Here is an 18,842-nt window from a genome sequence, read left to right on the forward strand (position 1 = left end):
CCGTATGAAAAAGCGAATTATTCCCATTCTTTGTCTCGTTCTGACAGCTTTAGCTTGCCAGCAGCAAGATGTGCCTGTTCCGAGCGCGGGTCGCTCGGTTGACTACAGCAAGCACCCAAAACAGTATGAATACCGTGATTTTCTGACCCAATACCAGCAGACCAGCGCGGCCCCGGGCAGCATCATGCTGGTGGCCAAGCCGGGCGAACCACTTTGGGTCGGGGCCGTTGGGCAGTCCAATCTGGAACACCGGACGGCTTTTGGAACCGACACACCCTTCCGGATCGGAAGCGTTACGAAGGTATTTGTCAGTGCGCTGGTGCTGAAAATGGTGGAAGAGGATCGGCTTCGGCTGGACGACAAGCTGGCAAACCTGCTGCCGAATCTGGCCGGACAGATACCGTCTGCCGACAAAATTACGGTTCGGCACTTGCTGGCGCATACATCCGGGGTAATTGACCCGCCGAATCAGCGTCTGCAATACCAGACCGATCTGGTCAACAACCCCGATAAAATGAAAAGCCTGACGACCGAAGAACGCTTTCGGAAGTATGTTGGCGGAAAGGCACTGCTGTTCGAGCCCGGCACGGATTATTCCTACTCCAACCCTGGATACTGGTTGCTGGAGCTGATTCTTGAAAAGGTTTCCGGCAAAAGTTTCTCAACACTCATGGCTGAAAAAATTCTGACTCCGCTGGCGTTGACGCATACCCAGCTGGACCGTGGCACGAACCCAAACGTGGCCCGGGGCTATTCTGTCACCACGACCAGCAATGTTAGGGATGTAACGGCCTGGGACGTTGCGGAAGGAAACGGCATGGCGGCCGGGGGCATGGTGAGCACCGTGGGCGATATCCACCGGTTTTATACGGCACTTTTCGGCGGTAAGCTCCTTTCTCCGGCGCTGCTGGCTGATATGCAAAAGCGGCAGCTGACCAATTGCGCCGGGATAGATTGCGACTACGGTTTAGGGCTGGAAATCTGGCATCTTGGTGGTAAAACCGGGTTTGGACACAATGGTGCCCTGATCGGTATTGAAGCGAATGCGTTGTATTTTCCGGAAGCCCAAACGACCGTTGTGCTGTACAAAAATCTCGGCGGAGGGTCGGATAAGGGGTTTCTGGCAAAAATTATCAACTAACCGGTTCATTACCCGATTTTGACGGATGTCATCGTCAGCGAACCCGCAACGGCCCGATCATTAAAAAACGAAACGGCATCGTTTCGGCCCTTCAAGCCCAGGTTATACAGCAGCGGAAGGTAATGTTCCGGCGTCGGAATGGCGAGCATAGCGTCTTTGCCCAGGCTGCTGTAATTGATCAGCGGTTTGAAATCACCTTCACTAATCAGGTGTTTGAAGATATCATTCATGGCGAGTGCCCAATCATAGCCATAATCCGGAAGGTCCATTTTGTTCCAGGCTACCATCCTCAGGTTGTGAACCATGTTGCCACTGCCCATGATCAGCACCCCTTTCCGTCGAAGATCATATAGCTCCCGCGCCAGGTCAAAGTGATACTGTGGTCCTTTGGTGTAGTCGATGCTCAATTGCAGAACCGGAATGTTGGCCTCCGGGTACATGTGCCGCACTACCGTCCAGGTGCCGTGGTCGAGTCCCCAGTCGTGGGCTAGCTCAACGTGAGCCGAATGAAGCAGGTTGGCCGTTTCTCGAGCGAGCGCTGGATGGCCCGGTGCCGGATATTGTACTTCGAATAACGCCCGTGGAAAACCGCCGAAGTCATGGATGGTTTCCGGGAAATCCATCGCCGTAATTTTAGTTCCTTGCGTAAACCAGTGGGCGGAGACCACCAGCACGGCAGCTGGCGTCGGAATTTCTTTTGCGATGGACTTCCAGCGACGACTGAATTCGTTATCCTGAATTCCATTCATGGGCGAACCGTGGCCGACAAACAGGACGGGCATCAGCGTTTCCTGTTTGGGTAGCCCATCCGTGAATTTTTTGAAATCGGTTAAACTGTTCATGGTATATGCTCCTGTCAAAAGTGTCTTTACAAAGGCAAGATGCTTCCTGCAAATGCAAGCATGAAGCATCTTACTAATTTCAATGTAATAACATTATTTGTAGTTACATTAGTTCAAGGAGCAGCAGAACTGTTCATAAAAGCCGTTCGTGATGAATCGAAAGGCTGTAGCCGGTGTATTGCCCAGCAATACCGTTACCGGCATCGGTGGGTTTAAAACTGATCACCATATTGTCTTTGTAAAAAATCTGACGTTCCGTAAACTCGGTTCCGGCAACGGTTTCGGCGGGTTTGAAACCCAGGTTTATCAGTTCGTTGCGTAGCTGCGTCTGCACGGTTTGGGACGGCTGCTGGAAGTTTAACAAACCCCGTTGTCCGTTGCAAATGTACTGAATCAAAACCGTTGAGTGGGTCAAGTCACTCACGTACGGAAATGACTCATAGGCGTAAATACAGGCGGAATTGGCCACACTCTCGGAACGAGCCTTAAAGTGAAAGCCTTTTCGGAACAGGCACGAATCGAATTGAGCAGGTTTTAAGCAGGTCATTTCAATCAGTTCGCGCATGGTAATTTTTTGGGCGTAAACCGTGCTACTCAGTAGCAGCAATAGGATCAGGAAGCGGCCGGTGTATTTCATGGAGGTGACAGATAAATAACTATACTTCGTTTTACAAGCAAATTATTTGCCGGTTTTGCCTGCTCCCTACACGCGAATGGCCAGCCGAGAAGGCTGGCCATTCGTAAGCCCGTAAACACACTTGGAGTTACTGAACTTTATAAAACTTAAATCCGAACAGGAAAATCACCGCGTAGCAGATAATGGGCAGGTAGTAAGCGGCCGCCACATCGTAGTCGGCCACGGCACCCATCGCAAACGGGAAAAAGGCACCACCGCAGACACCCATCGAAATAAAGGAAGCTCCCTGTTGCGTGTTGGCTCCCAGATTTTTCAAACCAAGACTGAAAATGGTTGGGAACATAATGCTAAAAAAGAAATTGAGCATCATCAGGGCAATGAAAGAAGGCCAGCCCCAGCTTTGAGCCACAATCAGACACATCAGGATGTTGCAGGCGGCAAAGATAGCCAGCAACGAATGGGGTGCAATGAAGCGCATAAGGAACGTACCAACAAACCGTCCGGCCAGCATTAATCCCATGAAAAGGACCATGTAATTACCGGCAACCGCGTCGGGGAAACCCATTTTCTCGTGGCCGTAATTAATAAAGAAAGCCCAGGTTCCGCCCTGCGCAGCTACGTTGAAAAACTGCGCAATTACCGCCCAGACAAAATGCCGGTGTTGGAAAAGGCTCTTGTTCGGCGCGCTATCCACGTTTACGGCGTCGGAATCCGTGCTGGCGGTTACGTGCGGGTCGGTCAGGTCAGGAACCTTGACAAATGAAAATAAGACGGCAATTCCGGCAATGACGCTGCCAATGGCGATGTACAGCATTTTAACCGAAGTCAGATCCGTGCTGCCTTCGGTATTGTTGCGCAGCAGGAAATAAGAACCGATGGCGGGTCCCAGAATAGCCCCCAATGCGTTGAAAGCCTGGGCGAAGTTGATACGCTGGTCACTGGTGCGTTGGTCGCCCAGCGAAGCTACGAACGGGTGCGCTACGGTTTCAAGCGTGGAAAGGCCACAACCCAAAATGAACAGTGCCAGCCCAAAATAAGGGAAAGAAGCCGCGCTGGCCGCCGGAACGAACAAAAAGGCACCGGTGGCAAAAAGTCCCAGGCCCAGTAGGACGCCCATTTTGTACCCAAACCGCTTCATGAACAGACCGGCGGGAATACCCATGACAAAATAAGCCCCGAAGATGGCAAACTGAACGAAAGCAGATTGCGTTTTGGTCAGGCTCAAAACGTGCTGAAAATGTTTATTAAGAACGTCGCCCATCGTGATGGCAACTCCCCAGAACATAAACAAGGACGTTACAAATATCAGCGTGATGAGGTATTTTTTTTCGGTAAAGGCCGCTGGCTTCTGGGGACTTACGCTTGGTTGCATGAGTTAGAATTAGGTTAATCGATTGGCTCTGGTTCGTTAAAAATTAATTTGCCAGACCAATGTAATGCTTAATAATCGCTCCAACAAAAAAGCCGCTCCTTTTGAGAGCGGCTTTTGTCCAACCAAATCGCCGGAAAGTTTATTTATCGTGCTTAAACACCTTCACAATGTAGACGTTCTCCTGAATCTTCTTGATCTGATCTTTCCGAGGCAGTTTGGCAAGGCCATTTTTGCGGCTCATCCGGATGGAGTGACTTTTGAGCGAGTCGGTCGGAATGGCCGAAATGGCCCGGAACAGATAATCCGTTTTGATCGCGAACGTTGCGCCCTCGGTGGCAGTCTGCTTACCGCTGATGATGCCAATCACGTTGCCTTTTTCATCCAGCAACGGCCCTCCGGAGTTGCCGGGGTTGACGCTAATGGCCACTTGATACGCCGTTGAATCGCCCCGATAGCCGGTTTTAGAGCTCAAATACCCTTCGCCGTACACAATTTCCTCGCGGGGAAAACCGAGTGTAAAAACACGTTCGCCCAGATCCGACGGACCGGCTTCAAAACCGTAGGGCAGAACGGTTTTCGCCCGAAAGGTACTGTCTTCGTGTACCTGCAAAATGGCCAGGTCGTATTTGCGATCGGCATAAACCACCTTCGCTTTGTAAATGTCTCCTTTCGTACTCTGAATGTAAACCGAATCGGCGTCTTGAATAATGTGGGTATTCGTCACCAGATACCCGTTCGGCGACAGCAGGAAACCTGACCCGGCTACTTGCCCCGGGTTGATTTGCAGGGCGCGTTCGCGGGCGTTGAGATCCTGCAAAATAGCGTTCTGCGACCGACGAATGGCCTGAAGATCCCGGCGCATCATGCTGTATTGTTCCTGCTGTTTGTGACTCGACTGGTATTGTCGGATCAGCATCAGGGTGCCAAAGGTTGTGATCAGGGCCACAGTAGCGGCTACGGCCAAGATGGGGCGGTAGGTCTGCCACAATTGCCGGAGAGTTCCCCGGTTGGGCTGCAACGGCCGCACGGTTGACTGCTGCTGTGCTTCTTCCCGTACGGCATCCAGATCCAGTCTGGCGTGCACCTGGTTCAGGCGCTTGCGGAAATCAATCCGTTGCCCATACTGCTGCATGGCCTGTGCCAACCGCTGTTGTTCGCGGGTTCGTTGCGCAAGGACCGGGTCTGATCGGCGGAGTGCTTCAAATTCAACCCGCTCGTCCTCCGTCAGCTCGTTGCGGAGCCATTTGTCAGTCCAGTCGGTGAATTTCTGAGGATCGATCATACTATTCTTCTTTATAAACGGAAAAGAACAACCGTTTGAGCCGCATCAGGCATTTGTACTTCTGCGTTTTGGCATTATCGGCGTTCGTATAGCCAAATTTTTCGGTAATGTCCTGCATAGACAAGTGGCGGATGTAAAAATCTTCCAGCAAGGTCCGGCAGGGTTCCCCCAATCGGTTGAGCGAATCGGCCATCAGCTCGAACTGCTGATCGCGGGCTTCGTGATTCGTCAGATCGTCGGTGACGTCTGCAATGTCTTCCGTATCCAGCAGTGAACTTCCGTTTCGGCTTCGCAGCGATAACTGCTTGAGCCAGAGCCGCCGACTAACCGAATAAATGTACGTTTTTAATTGACAATGCAATTCCAGCGAATCCGTCGTCACTTTTTCGTACAGGACAATTAGCGTTTCCTGATAAATATCTTTCGCGTCAGCTTCCGAGCCGCTATTGTTCAAGATCAGGTGCAGCACCATCGGGAAATACCGTCGATACAGTTCTTCCAATAAGGTATCCGAACCGTTGGCCAACCCCGCAAGCAATTGGTCATCAGATAAATACGAACGGCTGGATTCTGTCATTACTTCCTTGTATACTTAATACGATTCCGGGTCAAATGTAACCCAAAAATAAAATTTAATTTTTTTGAAAAAAGTTGGGTTACCTAATGGCCCTGTCGGTATTAAGGGACGAGATCTAATAAACATAAACTGACTACTCTCATGAAACGTATTGTAAAATCTGTATTGTTCGTTGCAACGATGGTTTCTTTGGCAGCTGCTTGCCAGTCTAAAAAAGCTGAAGACACTACGTCTACAACTGACTCATCAACGATGTCTGACTCAACGATGATGTCTGACACGACGATGGCAACGGATAGCATGGCTGCTGACTCAGCTCAATAAGAAATCCGTTTATATAACGAACGAAAGCCGCCCAGCAATGGGCGGCTTTCGTGTTTTTATGTGATACCGGTTCTGTTCAACAGAATCAGCTGTCTTCGTGCATTTCGTACTCAAGCCTTTGATGAGGCCAATGCCTGATGCAGAAAGGATGAATCAATAGGTACTTATCCTGCTGATTAATAGACTCTAGCGCTGGTGCATACGAGGCAGAACCGCCACGAATAGGGGAGGGCGCGAAAATAATCTCACCAAACGGTTGTTTATTTAGAAATAGTCTAATTAATTTGTAGCCATATTCTGACAGCGAAATGGCGAAGAAAGTATACATCCTTATTATGCTGCTCCTGGTCACCCGTCAACTGGTGTATGCACAGAGCCGCCCCAAAGCGGAGCGCATTGTGTCCCTGAGCGGAACCCTGACCGAAATTATTTGTGAGTTGGGCTTGCAAAACCAGCTTGTGGGCGTTGATGTGACGAGTACCTATCCGGCGTCTATGGCCAAAGTTCCGAAAGTAGGCCATAACCGGAACATTGGCGCCGAAGCCGTGCTGGCGCTGCGGCCAACGGTTGTGGTGGCGGTTCGCTCCAACGGCGGAATGGATATTAAACCGGAAATTTTTCAGCAATTCAAAAGTGCGGGAGTCAAAACCCTGATTTTTGACCAGGAAACCAGCGTAGCCGGTACCAAAAAACTCATCAGTGATGTGGCCAAAGCGCTCGGTCAACCGGCTAAAGCTGCGGTTATAACCCGTAAACTAGATACCGATCTGGCCAAAGTCCGGAAGCCTTCAAAACTCCAGAAAGTGCTATTCATCTACGCCCGCGGCACGGGAACAATGATGGTTTCGGGCCGCAACACACCCATTGAGAAGATTGTTCAGTTAGCGGGTGCCCAAAATGCCTTCAATGATTTTGACAATTTCAAACCCTTGACCCCTGAAGCATTAGTAGCCGGAAATCCGGATGTAATTCTCCTGTTTACGAGCGGGTTGGAGAGCCTCGGCGGTATTGACGGCCTGCTGAAAGTACAGGGTATTGCCCAGACCAATGCGGGTAAAAACCGCCGGGTGATTGAGATGGATGGTCAGTTGCTGACCGGTTTTGGCCCCCGGTTGGGCCTGGCTGTGCAGGAACTGAGTGGAAAGCTCAACGGCGAATTGACACTAAAATAAAGTATTCTCGTCCACCGTCGCTATGCAAACCGATTTTCAACCGACCTTAACAACGGCTACTCCCCGACCGGTTTCGCCGGCCAAGCCGTCCCGAAACCGGGGCTGGTGGCTGAACGGAACCCTACTGGTGATGTTGCTGCTGGTGATGGTGTGGTCGGTAGGCATCGGGGCTGTTGCCATCCCGATTCCGGATGTTCTGGCGATTCTGGTAAAGCAGATTGGCTGGGAGGTCGGCGTTGTAAAACCGCAGCTGGAAACGGTGTTGACGGTTATACGACTACCGCGGATTCTGCTGGCGGTATTGGTCGGGAGTGTCCTGGGTATTTCGGGGGCTGCCATCCAGGGCTTGTTCCGCAATCCACTGGCCGATCCGAGCCTGATCGGTATTTCATCGGGCGCATCGGTGATGGCCGTCCTGATGATTGTGCTGCAACTGAAAGTATTTCAGGAATTATCCTCGCTATCGGGGCTGTATGCCTTGTCGCTGGCGGCTTTTGCCGGTGCAGTTGCCACCACCTTACTGGTTTATTCACTGGCTCGCCGGAATGGCCGGACGGTGGTTTCAACCATGTTGCTGGTGGGAATTGCCATCAATGTGCTTTGCGAGGCCCTGCGCGGGCTGATGATGTACCTGGCCGATGAAGCGCAACTGCGGGCGATCTCGTATTGGAGCCTGGGGAGTCTGGGCGGAGCCAGTTGGGAGGTTTTGCAAGTCGCATCGCCCTTTTTGCTGCTTCCGATTCTGCTAATGCCGCGGTTGAGCAAACCGATGAATGCTTTCGCGCTGGGCGAGAGCCAGGCCGGTCACCTCGGCGTGGATGTGTCAAAACTCAAGCGAAATGTGGTCATCCTGGCGACGCTGGGTGTGGGGGTGGCTGTAGCGGTTTCGGGGGTCATCGGGTTCATCGGACTGGTGGTCCCGCACGTGATTCGGCTGATTGCCGGGGCCAACCACCGGACTGTATTGCCCGGGTCAGCACTCTTTGGAGCGATTGTGCTGACGTTGTCGGATCTGGTTGCCCGCACCATCGTGGCGCCGGCCGAATTACCGCTTGGCATTATCACCGGCATGATCGGCGCACCAACGTTTCTGTTTATGCTCATGCGAGGAGCTGGCAATCGGGCTTAATTTTTACTGTTCAACATCTATATTTTGACGTTAAGATCAGTTTAGGAAAAATCTTCAAACGTTAAACCTCAGACCTGAAGCGACAAAAAATGTTGGAAGCGAAACACATAACCTACCAGATTGGCCGTAAAACCCTGCTGGACAATGTGTCGTTGGGCGTGAAACCGGGTGAGTTGGTCGCAGTGGTTGGGGCTAATGGTGCCGGGAAGTCAACCTTATTAAAAACATTTAGCCGCGAACTGACGCCCACAAAAGGGGAGGTGATGCTGGACCAGAAACCCATTCATCAGTATTCCGCGCTGGAACTGGCCCGTCGTCGGGCGGTGCTGGCGCAGCAAAACCCGCTGGCGTTCGAGTTTACGGTTTACGAACTGGTGATGATGGGGCGGTACCCGCATTTTGACGGCCACCCCCGACCGGAAGATGTTGCCGTGGTTGATTTTGCCCTTGAACGAACCGGCATTCTTCATCTGGCCGGGCGGGTGGTACCAACACTGTCGGGGGGGGAGCAGCAACGGGTTCATCTGGCCAAAATTCTGGCGCAGCTGATGACACTGGCCGAACTTCAGCGGCCTGTTACCGTGATCCGGCCGACCAAATACCTATTGCTGGACGAGCCCACTACGGGCCTGGACCTGTATTATCAACACAGCCTGCTCGACGTGGCAAGTGATCTGACCCGGCGTGGCTATGGGGTGGTGACCATTCTGCACGACCTGAATCTGGTGATGCAGTATGCCGATAAAGTACTCCTGCTGAAAGAAGGAAAGGCGCTGGCGTTTGGGACACCGACGGCGGTGCTGACAGCCGAATCAATCTTTGAAGCATTTCAATTATCCGTTCATATTATTCAACAACCGGAGCTGGATTACCCGCTTATTGCATATACCCGGCAAACGACTCCTGTACCCTTGGCTACTCATTCTTAGCAACTTATTACAATGACAACAACTGTTCTGGATCTGAAAAAACAATACGCGGCTTTTAAAGCCGAAAATCCGAAAACCCGCATACGGGATGCGGCTCAGCAACTGGGTGTTAGCGAAGCGGAACTGCTGGCTACGGGCGTAGGCGAAACCGCTACGCAACTGGAAGGCGATTTTCGGGATTTGCTAAAAGAAGTGCCAACGCTGGGGTATGTAATGGCCCTGACCCGCAACGAAAGCGTGGTACACGAGCGGAAAGGCGAGTATACGAATGTCTCGTTCAATGGCCATGTGGGCCTGGTTTTGGGCGAAGACATCGATCTGCGGTTGTTTATGGCCAGCTGGAAGTTTGGGTTTGCCGTTCACGAAAACGACCGAAAAAGCCTCCAGTTTTTTGCGGCTGATGGCGAAGCTCTGCATAAAATTTACCTGACTGATAAGAGCAACGAAGCCGCATACGACGCTATCGTGGCCAAATACCGGTCGGAAAAGCAGGATGGCGTACTGGCTATTGAGCCCAAGCCGGAAACACCAGCACCAACACCGGATGCTGACATTGACGTAGCGGCTTTTCAACAGGCCTGGCTCGACCTGAAAGATACCCACGAATTTTTTGGCATGCTGCGGAAACACAAGGTGTCGCGTTTGCAGGCCATGCACCTGGCACCAGAAGGATACGCATTTCCTACGACGATGGAAGCCGTAAAAAATGCGTTCGGTGAAGCCTCAAAAACCGCGTTGCCCATCATGATCTTTGTCGGAAACCGGGGCGTTATTCAGATTCATACCGGCGAAGTCCGGAAGCTGGTTCCGATGGGACCTTGGTTCAACGTGCTGGATCCGCAGTTTAACCTGCACCTGCGGGAAGACCATGTTGCATCGGCCTGGGTGGTGAAAAAACCGACGACCGAAGGCATCGTCACCAGCCTGGAATTATTCGATGCAGACGGCAATCAGATTGCCTTGATTTTTGGCAAACGGAAGCCCGGTGTGCCGGAAAAAACGGAATGGCGCAACATAGTTGCTCAGACGGCCTTGACCGTTAGCTAATAAGAAAGGTGGGTTGTTTCGTTGGCAAGTTGCTTGGAGTGAGATACTTGAAGGGTACTTCGACAGGGCAACTCACCGTAGAATGAAAGTAGTACACGCATGTTACGCCGGATCATTTTTCTTTTTAATTTAGAATTGAACTAAATATAATAATTGGAGTGATCCCTTCATACCAACACCATTGAACGTACTGGTTTTTCGAACGAATATTAACTCCGGGCAACGGCTCCATAAGGCGGCTTGCCGGTTGTGCAAACTGCGGGGCGTTTGCCGCTGGAGCGTCGATATGGAAGATCGGGACTGTGTGTTGCGGATTGAAGTGCCAGCGGATACCGGTCAGGAGTATGACGAGCAGACCGTTATCCGTTTATTAACCAAAGCCGGACTCCGGTGTGAAGCACTGACGTGAGCCGGAGACTTGTAAACCATCTAGTTGAAAAACAGTGAACAAACTTTCCTTGATACTCAGCAGCGTGCTCGTTGGAACGTCCCTGCTGGCATTGCCGACCCAGGCGGTTCGGGCGCAAACCGTACCGGTAAAAACCGCCAACGATATTCCGGCCGATCCCGCGATCAACGATCCGCAGTCGGGCCGACCATTGGGCTCGACCAACCGGTTCACGTTTTTCAGTTTGAAAGACGGCAAACAGGTACCCAACAGCGACTCGGCCACCGCTAAGTGGGACATTGGGTTTCGGGCTACCACCATTATTGTTAACGGCGGGAATGGCCGCGCGGGAAAGGGTGGAGCATACATCCACAACGGAACATTCGAGAGCTTGACCACCGTACCCGAAAACGCGGCATTCATCGTTGACGACAATGCCACTAAGCTCGCCATTCCGACGGGGTCGGGCAACGGCTGGTATACGTACGGTGGAGGAGTCATTGCTCCAACACCCGAAAAAGTACTCGTGATTCGGACCGCTGACGGCAGCTACGCCAAAGTGGAAATCCTGAGCTATTACAAAGGTGGCCCGGACGGGCCGGGGAGCGAAAGCCGTTACTACACGTTTCGTTACGTCCATCAACCCGATGGCAGCAAAAAATTAAACTAACCGACTCTATCCACACCTTCTTCTCATGACTGACCGCGACGCTTGTTTCATCACACTGGCCCAGAACGAACACGGTGAAATTCACCTGTGCCGGGGGTGTAAGGCCAACCTTAGTTTCCGGTTCAACAATATTTTTCAGATCATGTCGCCGGGTGAGTTCAGGCAGTTGTTTCTGCACGTGGAGTCGATTGATATGGACGGTTTTTTTGGAATACCGCTGGCCGAACCGAGCGCTCCCCGACGGCTTTATCTCGGTACAACGGTAGAACCGTTGTATTTCTGCTTTACCCAGCCGGAACTGCAACAGCTCCGCATCATTCTGCACGATGCCATGGCACGGCTGAATACGCTGGAAAAAGCGTGGACTGAACTAAACTAAGGGCTTACGACGGCCTTTAACGAACAATAATACAGTAAAAGCTATAGTGAGTAGGATAGAAAAAGCAGTGTCTTTGACGCTGCTTTTTTTTTATCAAGCAATACATCAGTACTTTGCACGTAATAGTAGAATATAGACAAGAAAGAATAGAGTCGTGCAGGGTGGGCAACGATCATTTTGTAGCCTATCTCTTCTTCTGGCTTTGGCTAGGCTCTTTCACCTAAAAATGTATGCGTAAACTGTATAAGTTTTGCCAGCCCGTCATCGTCTTGGCGATGGGATTGTCCATTGGCTTTACGTCGTGTAAACAGGAAACCGATCCGGATTTGAAGCCGTCGATGCGCGTTCCACTGGTGTATGATAGCCTGGGTTTTGACACCAATAAGGAAGCGATTCAACCGCTGGTGGATCAGTTCATGGTATTGCAGGATCAACTGCAAATGGGCAATCAGCGGGGCGTCTACGTATCTGAAGAATCGCTAAATGCCGCTTTTACCCAGGGCAGTTTCAACCTGCAATCCATCACAACGCCGTATTACATCAGCCGTCTTCAGGCGTATAACAATGGGTTTTTCGCCGAACTGTCGAAAGCCAGCGGTTCGTACTTCGACCCGTTTAATCGGAACTGGGAGGGTGGGGTATATGGTCCTTACCTGTTTGATGAGTACGGTTTGGAAATGAGGCAACTCATTGAAAAAGGATTATACAGCGCTGCGCTGTACAACTATGCGATGTCGCTGACCGACGGTATGTTCCGGCCAGCTACGGCGGATCAGCTCCTGTTTTTATACGGGGCCAGTCCGATCTTTTTCAACAGCGATAATGCTGCGTTTTACAAGAATCCCGACCGCCTGATGGCTGCGTATGCGGCCCGGCGTGATGATGGAACGGGCACGGGTTTATACCATCAGATGCGTCAGGAGTTTATCAAATTGCAAACCGCGCTGAAGGAAGGGGAAGCTTATAACGCGTATCGGGATGAAGCCCTGGCCGCGATCAAACTGAACTGGGAAAAAATCAGCGCAGCTACGGTGGTGCATAACCTGCACGAGAGCATTGCACAACTGCAGCAGTGGAACCTTTCGGTGGAACAGCGGGCCGAAGTCATGCACCGCATCAGCGAAGCCGCTGGCTTTCTGCATGGCTGGCGAACGATTGAAAGCAAGAACAAGAAGATCACCGACGCGCAGATCGACGAGTTACTGGTGTTGCTCAACGCGCCGTACGACCGCTCGGCTTCAGTGTATCGGTTTGTTACGAATTCGGGCGAAGAGACTCCTAAATTAATGGAAGCCGTTGGCAAAATTCAGGGAATCTACGGGTTTAGCAACGAGGAAATTGAGAGCTTCCGCCGAAACTTTGTCGCCGACCAGGGACGGTAGGTGTTCCTTGGAAACGGTTTTCGGACGAAATAAAAAGCAGCGCATCGGGACAACGGACCCGATGCGCTGCTTTTTATAGGGTAATTAGGCTTTCTTCACCAGCTTGTATTCGATGTTTGGGTAACCCCGAACCCCGCCGTCGGCCGAGTGAAAATTCAGGAATTTGAGTTTATAAACGTTCCCGGCAGCATCTTTGATTACGTAAAACCGGTCAGTTTTAACACCCACCGTTGCTCCGGAGGTGACGCGCCAGTTGCTGCTGATCACGTTCCGGTCGCCTTTAAAGGTGGTCGTGGCAATGTTGCTTTCGCCGTAGTTATCGTACGAAACCGTGCTGGTCAGTACTTCAGCCGCCTGCACACCACCCAGGTGGTTGACAAACACCAGATCCGAGAACGAGTAAGGGAATGTCATCGTGTAGAACAGGCTGTACGTCCACTGAATATCCCAGTTGGTTTTAGCAGGCTCTACGTCAACGGCACCCTTATCGAACGAAACGTAGTTGAAGTTATAAGCGGCATCTTTGGCAACATCCAGCGTTTTGAACGTCGTTTCATTAATTTTGGCGTATTGCAGGGTGTAACCGGTTCCTTTGCGCAGAACCCGGATTTTGATTAAATCAGCCACTGCCGGAACCTGACCAGATCCTCCAACCCGGTTGACGATGTAAACTTTGTTATCGGCATCGTTGGCCGAGATTTCCGCTATGGCGGTTTTGGTCAGGTCGCCGTTGACGTTGTCGTACACTTTGAACGAACCGACGGCTTGCCCGACGGCCAGGCTGTCCGCTACTACGTCTTTGGATGTCACCTGCGCCAGATCCGTTTTGTTGACCGGCCAAACCGATGCACCCGTGGTGTTGTTGACAATTACCCGGAAGGCACTGCCGCTGGCAAAACCGAAGTCCCAGCTGTTGCGGGCGATTGCTTTTTGCGAGTTGGTGCTGAAATCGACAAATACCGAGTTGACGGCAGCCGCACCGCCTTCACCACCTTCCAGCTTGAGTTGCGAACCAGCTGATACAATCGACGAGAATTTCAGCGTAGCTTCCTTTTTCTCTCCGACCAGCACCGGGCTGGCTGCGGATTTGATGGTAAACTTAATGGATTCCGTTCCGTTCAGGAACAGGTTTGCTCCTTTTACCACCTTAAAAGAACCCGTATTGCTGCCAGCCGGAATCGAGACGGTCAGGCTGTTATTGGTGGCCGCCGGGTTGGTCGTGAATTGGGTACCGTAGGCAATGCCCGTGGCCGCCAGATCAATCGTAATGGCGGTGGCGGCATCAACGGCACGCGACAGGGTCAGTTTAACATCGGTATCGGCTTTGTCCGACTCGAAGCCTTGTTCAGTGGCTTCAAACTGGACGAGGTTATCGGGCAATGGGGGATCATCTTGCTTGCAGGCAGTAACTACCGTGGCAAACGCCAATACCATTAAAAATGAGCGTACTTTGTTCATGGATTTATTGATTGATTAGACTTGTGTATTGATTGGTGAGAAAGGTTATTGTTTGCTCCACTGGAAATTCAAACCGAGGAAATACGAACGTCCGTAACTCAGCGGAACGGCTCCGCCAGTGCTGTGCGAACCGCCTACGTCGCCCGAGGTGTTGTTCAGGCGGGTTACGTTGAAGATGTTTTTCGCCCCGGCATTTAGGGTGACGTATTTCGTAATGGATTTATTGATCGTAACATCGGCCCATTGATAGGCTGCGGTTTCGGCCAGGCGGATGGTCGGCGTACCTTCGTTGTTCGTCAGGGTTTCGTACAGGGGCCGTTTGCCGGTATACTTATAGAAGAGGCTGATCTTGGTATCGATTTTCTGCAGGTGGTACGTCAGGTTGGAGTTCACCTCGGGCGACCACACAAATTCCGGCAGATCCGTCCGGCTCTCGGTCAGGCTGTTGTAACGCCCGATGTGCGAAAAACCGAGCGTAAACTGAAAGTTTTTGGTATTCAGGGTATTGTTTATCGTTCCGCCGGTTGTTTTAAACCGGGCCACGTTGATGGTCATCATCACGCCCGGACTGGCCGGGTCATAGCCATAATCAATCAGGTTGTGGAAGTCGTTGTAAAAACCGGTGAGCGTCGAGCTGATGCGCAGGGTGGAGGTCGTTACCGAGCGCCAGGTCAGCGAACCATTGAAGCTGTTGGAATATTCGGCTTTCAGGTTTGGGTTGCCTTTGATGGAGTGACTCGCGTCGAAGAAGTTGAAATACAGTTCGCGCAGGGCCGGCGACCGAAAACCGCGGGCGTAGGCAAACCGCAGATCGGTATTCCGGTGCAGGACCACTTTGGCGTTCAGTGACGGAATCACCGGCGGGGCGTCGTACACCGAGTTTTTGATAAACCGCAGACCCGGCCGCAGTGTAACTGCCGACGACGGTTTGAGCTCCGATGAAACAAAAAAGGCATAATCGTTGATTTGGGGAGACCCCAGAATCCGGGCCCCGCTCGCACCGTCCATGTTGATGTCAACGCCCGGCTGAAACGAAACGGCATTGGAAACCTTGTATTGAGCCGTGGCCCGGAAAACCTTCGTGTCGAAGAGCGACACATCCTGCTCACCCGCCCCCAGCGAGAGCGTCCGGCGCCCCGTATTCAGGTCGATGTTGGAGGTCTGCGTTTTACGGCTGTAGTCGGTATACGACAGAATCACGTTGATTTGCAGCTGGTCGCTGGCTTTCCAGTCGCTCTGGAGCTGGTGCGTAAACCGATTGGTGAGGTATTTCTGGTCGCGGGCCTGGTTGGTATTGACGTTGGCGGGCCCCATTGCGTCAATCGTTTCGTTGAGTGCATCCAGACGGTACCAGACGTTAACGTGCTCGTTGCGATACCCGAATTTGGCGTTTCCGAGCAATTGTTCTTTGGGATGCCAGTCTTTGGCCCGGGTGGTAGACGTGCCCTGCCAGCCGCCAAAGCCGTTGTGGGTGCCGCCGACGTAGGCGTTCCAGCCTTTCCGTTGCCAGGTCACACCCAGATTCTGGTTGTGAACACCTTTGCCGGTGAACGGGCTGTATTCGGTATTGGCGGTTTCTTCCTGAACGCGGGCCGTTACCGAAAGCCGTTCGCTGCCCGGTTTTTTAGTGATGATGTTGATAATACCGGCCAGTGCATCGGTGCCGTAGGAAACGGACATTGGACCTTCCACAATTTCCACCCGTTCGATGGTATTGATGTCGACCTGATTCAGGCTTTCGCGGGTGTCGCCCCGATCCACCATCGGAACGCCATCGAGCAGAATCTTCACGTTCCGGCCCGACATGCCCATCAATTGAATATCAGACGTGCCTAAAACCAGGTCGTTCGAAAACCGGATACCCAGTTCGTTGTTCAGTACGCCAATCAGGTTGGTGGCTCCGCGCAGTTGAATCCGTTCGCGGTCGATGGTTCGGATTTGATAAACTGACTGGCGCATGGATTGCGGCTCGTACTGGCCCGTCACCACCACATCATTCAGTTGCTGGCTCGACTCCTGGAGTGTTACCGGCTGAACCGTTACGGTTTCGCCCGCTTTCACCCGGACCGGAAAACTCTGCGTTTCCAGCCCGAGAAGTTGGATTATCAATGTGTAGCGGCCTTCCGGTACCGTCATCGCATACGATCCGTCCGCTTCCGTGGAGGCTCCAAACCGGGTGTCCTTCAGGCGGGCGGTGGCAGCAACGGCTGGTTTTCCATCAGTGGTGACGACCGTTCCGCGGATTTTTCCGGTAGTTTCCTGCGCAATCGCCGTCGTGTAGAATAGTTGGAAACAGCAGATAAAGAGGAAGAGATGTCTCATTGTCAAAAACTGTCTGACCTTATTTAGACTTAATAACTATTCTTATTAAGACTGATTATAATTTAGACAAAGGTACAACTTCGTTTGAGCAATGCTAGAGTTTGCTTCGCTTTTTGAGAAATTTTACTCAAAGGGTAATAGCCAGAAAAGACAGGGGAGGATGGGAAGGCGGCTTAATAACCGTTCGGCTCAGGATTGCCTTCCTGTTTTTTCGGCTGGAAAACAAAAAAAGCCCGGCAGTGAGGCCGGGCAAAAGCAGGTGGATAGGTGAATGGACCTTATTTAACCGATGCAGGAACTTGCTGCGTAATGCAGTGCATACCGCCCCCGCCAACCGTTATCGCATCCGGGTTGATCTGTACGACTTTGCGGGTAGGATACAACGACTCGATCAACTGCTTGAACGCAGCATCTTTTTGTTGCAACCCCAGATCACGGCCAGGTTTGTACAATTGAGGAACCAGCACCACATTATTTGTAACCACGTAATTCATGTAACTGGCCGCCAGCACAAACTTAACAGAGCCGTCATTCGTCGGAAAATGCTGAATGCCTTGCATTTCTTTCAGGGTTTCGTACATGCCATCGCCGGGCACCAGCTCAATCGTGATGGGGCTGGGTTCGGGCGCCCGAATGATCGTGAGCGGTTTGCCGTCCTGATCCGTTGCGTGGCTTAACACCTGATAGGCATCTTCCAGGGCATCGTACGATTGCTTCGTGAAGGGGTTTCCATCGGCCAGTTCCGAAGCCGACACCTGAGCCAGCAGCACGGTGTGGTCATTGATCCAGGTAACCATTTCGTCGGAGTGCCAAACGCCAAAATTGAAGTGAGCCTGTCCGTTAACCATCTTGGGGGATTCCAGGACCGGGTGAGAATCCGTAGCGGTATTTTCGTTCAGGAAGATGACTTTTTTCAGGTTAAAAACGCGCTTCAGCTCGGCTTCGATCTGCGTTAACGTCATGGAGGGGTTGCTGGCCAGCAGGGATTTTTTTACGGCAATAACCGTTCCCTTGCCGTTGAAATGCAGGTTTCCGCCTTCCGCTACCAGGGGAGAACTAATCACGCTGGCACCTTTGGCGGCACCCGTACCGTGAGAAATATCATTATCCAACTGATAGAGGGCGTAGCTTTCAGCGGGAATGTAGTCTTTCGTTCGGTACGCATCGAAGTCAAAATCTACGATCCGGTAAGCGCCTTTTTTATTTTTCAGAAATGTTCCACCGGTATCCCGAATCCACAGGTCGCCGTGTGAAACGGTGTGGAAGAAAATCGCGGTATCGATGGCCGCTGGCGAAACACCTTTACTGAGCAGAGCGGTTTTTAGGGCTTCGATGTCGTCTGGCGAGTTGACGGCATAATCGACCTTGGTCGTAGTCGGTAAAATTGCCTTGATCATCTGGGCCTGCACGTCGAGCATCGAAAGGCCCTCTTTGTAATCAAAGGTCGGGGCCGACAACCAGATGGAAGCCAGGGGCTCAAACTCGGCCGGGACATAAAACGCATCGTCTTCCGGTTGTGGTCCGGCCGGATCTACGCCAATATGATCGTTGAGACAACTGGATAAACCAAACGAAAGAATGAAAACGGCAAGAAGTGGAAAAGATAACCTTTTCATGGTGTTTAAATATTTGTTGTTTCGTAATACAGGAAGGAGTGCCAGACCCGCCGGATGGGTGGGCGCGTTGCCGGAACAAAACTAGGGCCTTAGCCGGCAACGGGCGGATGGGCGTTCGGGCAAAAGACGAAAGCCGGGAACCAGGTACCCAAATGGTTGAATAAGCCGACGAATG

Annotated in this window: 18 protein-coding genes; 10 read left to right on the plus strand and 8 right to left on the minus strand. The window is 51.9% G+C overall.

The genetic code is table 11. The annotated features are described in order from the left end of the window. Nucleotides 1-4 precede the first annotated feature (4 nt). Nucleotides 5-1,141, plus strand: coding sequence for a serine hydrolase domain-containing protein (locus ACYVH9_RS05895; RefSeq protein ID WP_460635369.1), 1,137 nt, complete (start codon nt 5-7; stop codon nt 1,139-1,141). 8 nt (nt 1,142-1,149) lie between these two features. On the opposite strand, the gene ygiD is transcribed toward ACYVH9_RS05895, so the two are convergent. From ygiD to ACYVH9_RS05920, 5 genes are all read right to left on the minus strand, one after another. Then, entirely contained in the window at nt 1,150-1,983 is an 834-nt protein-coding gene (gene ygiD / locus ACYVH9_RS05900; protein WP_460635370.1) for a 4,5-DOPA-extradiol-dioxygenase, read from the minus strand. A 133-nt stretch (nt 1,984-2,116) separates the two neighbouring features. Beyond that, entirely contained in the window at nt 2,117-2,620 is a 504-nt protein-coding gene (locus tag ACYVH9_RS05905) for a hypothetical protein (protein WP_460635371.1), read from the minus strand. 127 nt (nt 2,621-2,747) lie between these two features. After that, nucleotides 2,748-3,992 carry an L-fucose:H+ symporter permease gene (gene fucP / locus ACYVH9_RS05910; protein ID WP_460635372.1) on the minus strand — a complete coding sequence of 415 codons (1,245 nt, stop codon included), beginning with the start codon at nt 3,990-3,992 and terminating at the stop codon, nt 2,748-2,750. 139 nt (nt 3,993-4,131) lie between these two features. Beyond that, nucleotides 4,132-5,274, minus strand: coding sequence for a trypsin-like peptidase domain-containing protein (locus tag ACYVH9_RS05915; RefSeq protein WP_460635373.1), 1,143 nt, complete (start codon nt 5,272-5,274; stop codon nt 4,132-4,134). Between the two features lies 1 nt (nt 5,275). Next, nucleotides 5,276-5,851 carry an RNA polymerase sigma factor gene (locus ACYVH9_RS05920; RefSeq protein ID WP_460635374.1) on the minus strand — a complete coding sequence of 192 codons (576 nt, stop codon included), beginning with the start codon at nt 5,849-5,851 and terminating at the stop codon, nt 5,276-5,278. A gap of 141 nt (nt 5,852-5,992) precedes the next feature. Here ACYVH9_RS05920 and ACYVH9_RS05925 point away from each other — a divergent pair, with 141 nt between their 5' ends. The 9 genes from ACYVH9_RS05925 (at nt 5,993) to ACYVH9_RS05965 (ending at nt 13,271) form a co-directional block, all read left to right on the plus strand. Beyond that, nucleotides 5,993-6,175, plus strand: a complete 183-nt coding sequence (locus ACYVH9_RS05925; RefSeq protein ID WP_460635375.1) for a hypothetical protein — start codon at nt 5,993-5,995, stop codon at nt 6,173-6,175. Nucleotides 6,176-6,483: 308 nt separating this feature from the next. Next, the gene (locus ACYVH9_RS05930) at nt 6,484-7,347 is read left to right on the plus strand and encodes a heme/hemin ABC transporter substrate-binding protein (RefSeq protein ID WP_460635376.1); all 864 of its coding nucleotides are present in this window, start codon (nt 6,484-6,486) and stop codon (nt 7,345-7,347) included. A 22-nt stretch (nt 7,348-7,369) separates the two neighbouring features. After that, nucleotides 7,370-8,476, plus strand: a complete 1,107-nt coding sequence (locus tag ACYVH9_RS05935) for a FecCD family ABC transporter permease (protein ID WP_460635377.1) — start codon at nt 7,370-7,372, stop codon at nt 8,474-8,476. A gap of 89 nt (nt 8,477-8,565) precedes the next feature. Further along, a complete protein-coding gene (locus ACYVH9_RS05940) occupies nt 8,566-9,405 on the plus strand; it encodes a heme ABC transporter ATP-binding protein (RefSeq protein WP_460635378.1) in 840 nt (279 codons plus the stop codon). Between the two features lie 12 nt (nt 9,406-9,417). Next, a complete protein-coding gene (locus tag ACYVH9_RS05945) occupies nt 9,418-10,452 on the plus strand; it encodes a hemin-degrading factor (protein WP_460635379.1) in 1,035 nt (344 codons plus the stop codon). A gap of 181 nt (nt 10,453-10,633) precedes the next feature. Then, entirely contained in the window at nt 10,634-10,861 is a 228-nt protein-coding gene (locus tag ACYVH9_RS05950) for a hypothetical protein (protein ID WP_460635380.1), read from the plus strand. Nucleotides 10,862-10,895: 34 nt separating this feature from the next. Beyond that, a complete protein-coding gene (locus tag ACYVH9_RS05955) occupies nt 10,896-11,510 on the plus strand; it encodes an HmuY family protein (protein WP_460635381.1) in 615 nt (204 codons plus the stop codon). A 25-nt stretch (nt 11,511-11,535) separates the two neighbouring features. Continuing rightward, complete coding sequence (locus ACYVH9_RS05960) at nt 11,536-11,889, plus strand: DUF6686 family protein (RefSeq protein WP_460635382.1); 354 nt, start codon at nt 11,536-11,538, stop codon at nt 11,887-11,889. A 230-nt stretch (nt 11,890-12,119) separates the two neighbouring features. Continuing rightward, nucleotides 12,120-13,271, plus strand: a complete 1,152-nt coding sequence (locus ACYVH9_RS05965; protein WP_460635383.1) for a hypothetical protein — start codon at nt 12,120-12,122, stop codon at nt 13,269-13,271. A gap of 84 nt (nt 13,272-13,355) precedes the next feature. Here ACYVH9_RS05965 and ACYVH9_RS05970 read toward each other — a convergent pair whose 3' ends face one another. The 3 genes from ACYVH9_RS05970 to ACYVH9_RS05980 all read right to left on the minus strand — a co-directional run bounded on the left by ACYVH9_RS05970 (nt 13,356) and on the right by ACYVH9_RS05980 (nt 18,667). Beyond that, nucleotides 13,356-14,729 carry an HmuY family protein gene (locus ACYVH9_RS05970; RefSeq protein WP_460635384.1) on the minus strand — a complete coding sequence of 458 codons (1,374 nt, stop codon included), beginning with the start codon at nt 14,727-14,729 and terminating at the stop codon, nt 13,356-13,358. Nucleotides 14,730-14,774: 45 nt separating this feature from the next. Then, on the minus strand, nt 14,775-17,051 hold the full coding sequence (locus ACYVH9_RS05975; RefSeq protein WP_460635385.1) for a TonB-dependent receptor: 2,277 nt from the start codon (nt 17,049-17,051) through the stop codon (nt 14,775-14,777). 278 nt (nt 17,052-17,329) lie between these two features. After that, entirely contained in the window at nt 17,330-18,667 is a 1,338-nt protein-coding gene (locus tag ACYVH9_RS05980) for an agmatine deiminase family protein (protein WP_460635386.1), read from the minus strand. Between the last annotated feature and the right edge of the window lie 175 nt (nt 18,668-18,842).

The sequence above is a fragment of the Larkinella harenae genome (genome assembly GCF_054780515.1).

Excerpts from the sequence above, each read along its gene's own strand:
- ACYVH9_RS05925 (WP_460635375.1), top strand. The coding sequence starts at position 5,993 with ATGAAACGTATTGTAAAATCTGTATTGTTCGTTGCAACGATGGTTTCT.
- ygiD (WP_460635370.1), bottom strand. The coding sequence starts at position 1,983 with ATGAACAGTTTAACCGATTTCAAAAAATTCACGGATGGGCTACCCAAA.
- ACYVH9_RS05965 (WP_460635383.1), top strand. The coding sequence starts at position 12,120 with ATGCGTAAACTGTATAAGTTTTGCCAGCCCGTCATCGTCTTGGCGATG.
- ACYVH9_RS05975 (WP_460635385.1), bottom strand. The coding sequence starts at position 17,051 with ATGAGACATCTCTTCCTCTTTATCTGCTGTTTCCAACTATTCTACACG.
- fucP (WP_460635372.1), bottom strand. The coding sequence starts at position 3,992 with ATGCAACCAAGCGTAAGTCCCCAGAAGCCAGCGGCCTTTACCGAAAAA.
- ACYVH9_RS05970 (WP_460635384.1), bottom strand. The coding sequence starts at position 14,729 with ATGAACAAAGTACGCTCATTTTTAATGGTATTGGCGTTTGCCACGGTA.
- ACYVH9_RS05920 (WP_460635374.1), bottom strand. The coding sequence starts at position 5,851 with ATGACAGAATCCAGCCGTTCGTATTTATCTGATGACCAATTGCTTGCG.
- ACYVH9_RS05945 (WP_460635379.1), top strand. The coding sequence starts at position 9,418 with ATGACAACAACTGTTCTGGATCTGAAAAAACAATACGCGGCTTTTAAA.
- ACYVH9_RS05960 (WP_460635382.1), top strand. The coding sequence starts at position 11,536 with ATGACTGACCGCGACGCTTGTTTCATCACACTGGCCCAGAACGAACAC.
- ACYVH9_RS05935 (WP_460635377.1), top strand. The coding sequence starts at position 7,370 with ATGCAAACCGATTTTCAACCGACCTTAACAACGGCTACTCCCCGACCG.
- ACYVH9_RS05905 (WP_460635371.1), bottom strand. The coding sequence starts at position 2,620 with ATGAAATACACCGGCCGCTTCCTGATCCTATTGCTGCTACTGAGTAGC.
- ACYVH9_RS05915 (WP_460635373.1), bottom strand. The coding sequence starts at position 5,274 with ATGATCGATCCTCAGAAATTCACCGACTGGACTGACAAATGGCTCCGC.
- ACYVH9_RS05895 (WP_460635369.1), top strand. The coding sequence starts at position 5 with ATGAAAAAGCGAATTATTCCCATTCTTTGTCTCGTTCTGACAGCTTTA.
- ACYVH9_RS05980 (WP_460635386.1), bottom strand. The coding sequence starts at position 18,667 with ATGAAAAGGTTATCTTTTCCACTTCTTGCCGTTTTCATTCTTTCGTTT.
- ACYVH9_RS05940 (WP_460635378.1), top strand. The coding sequence starts at position 8,566 with ATGTTGGAAGCGAAACACATAACCTACCAGATTGGCCGTAAAACCCTG.
- ACYVH9_RS05930 (WP_460635376.1), top strand. The coding sequence starts at position 6,484 with ATGGCGAAGAAAGTATACATCCTTATTATGCTGCTCCTGGTCACCCGT.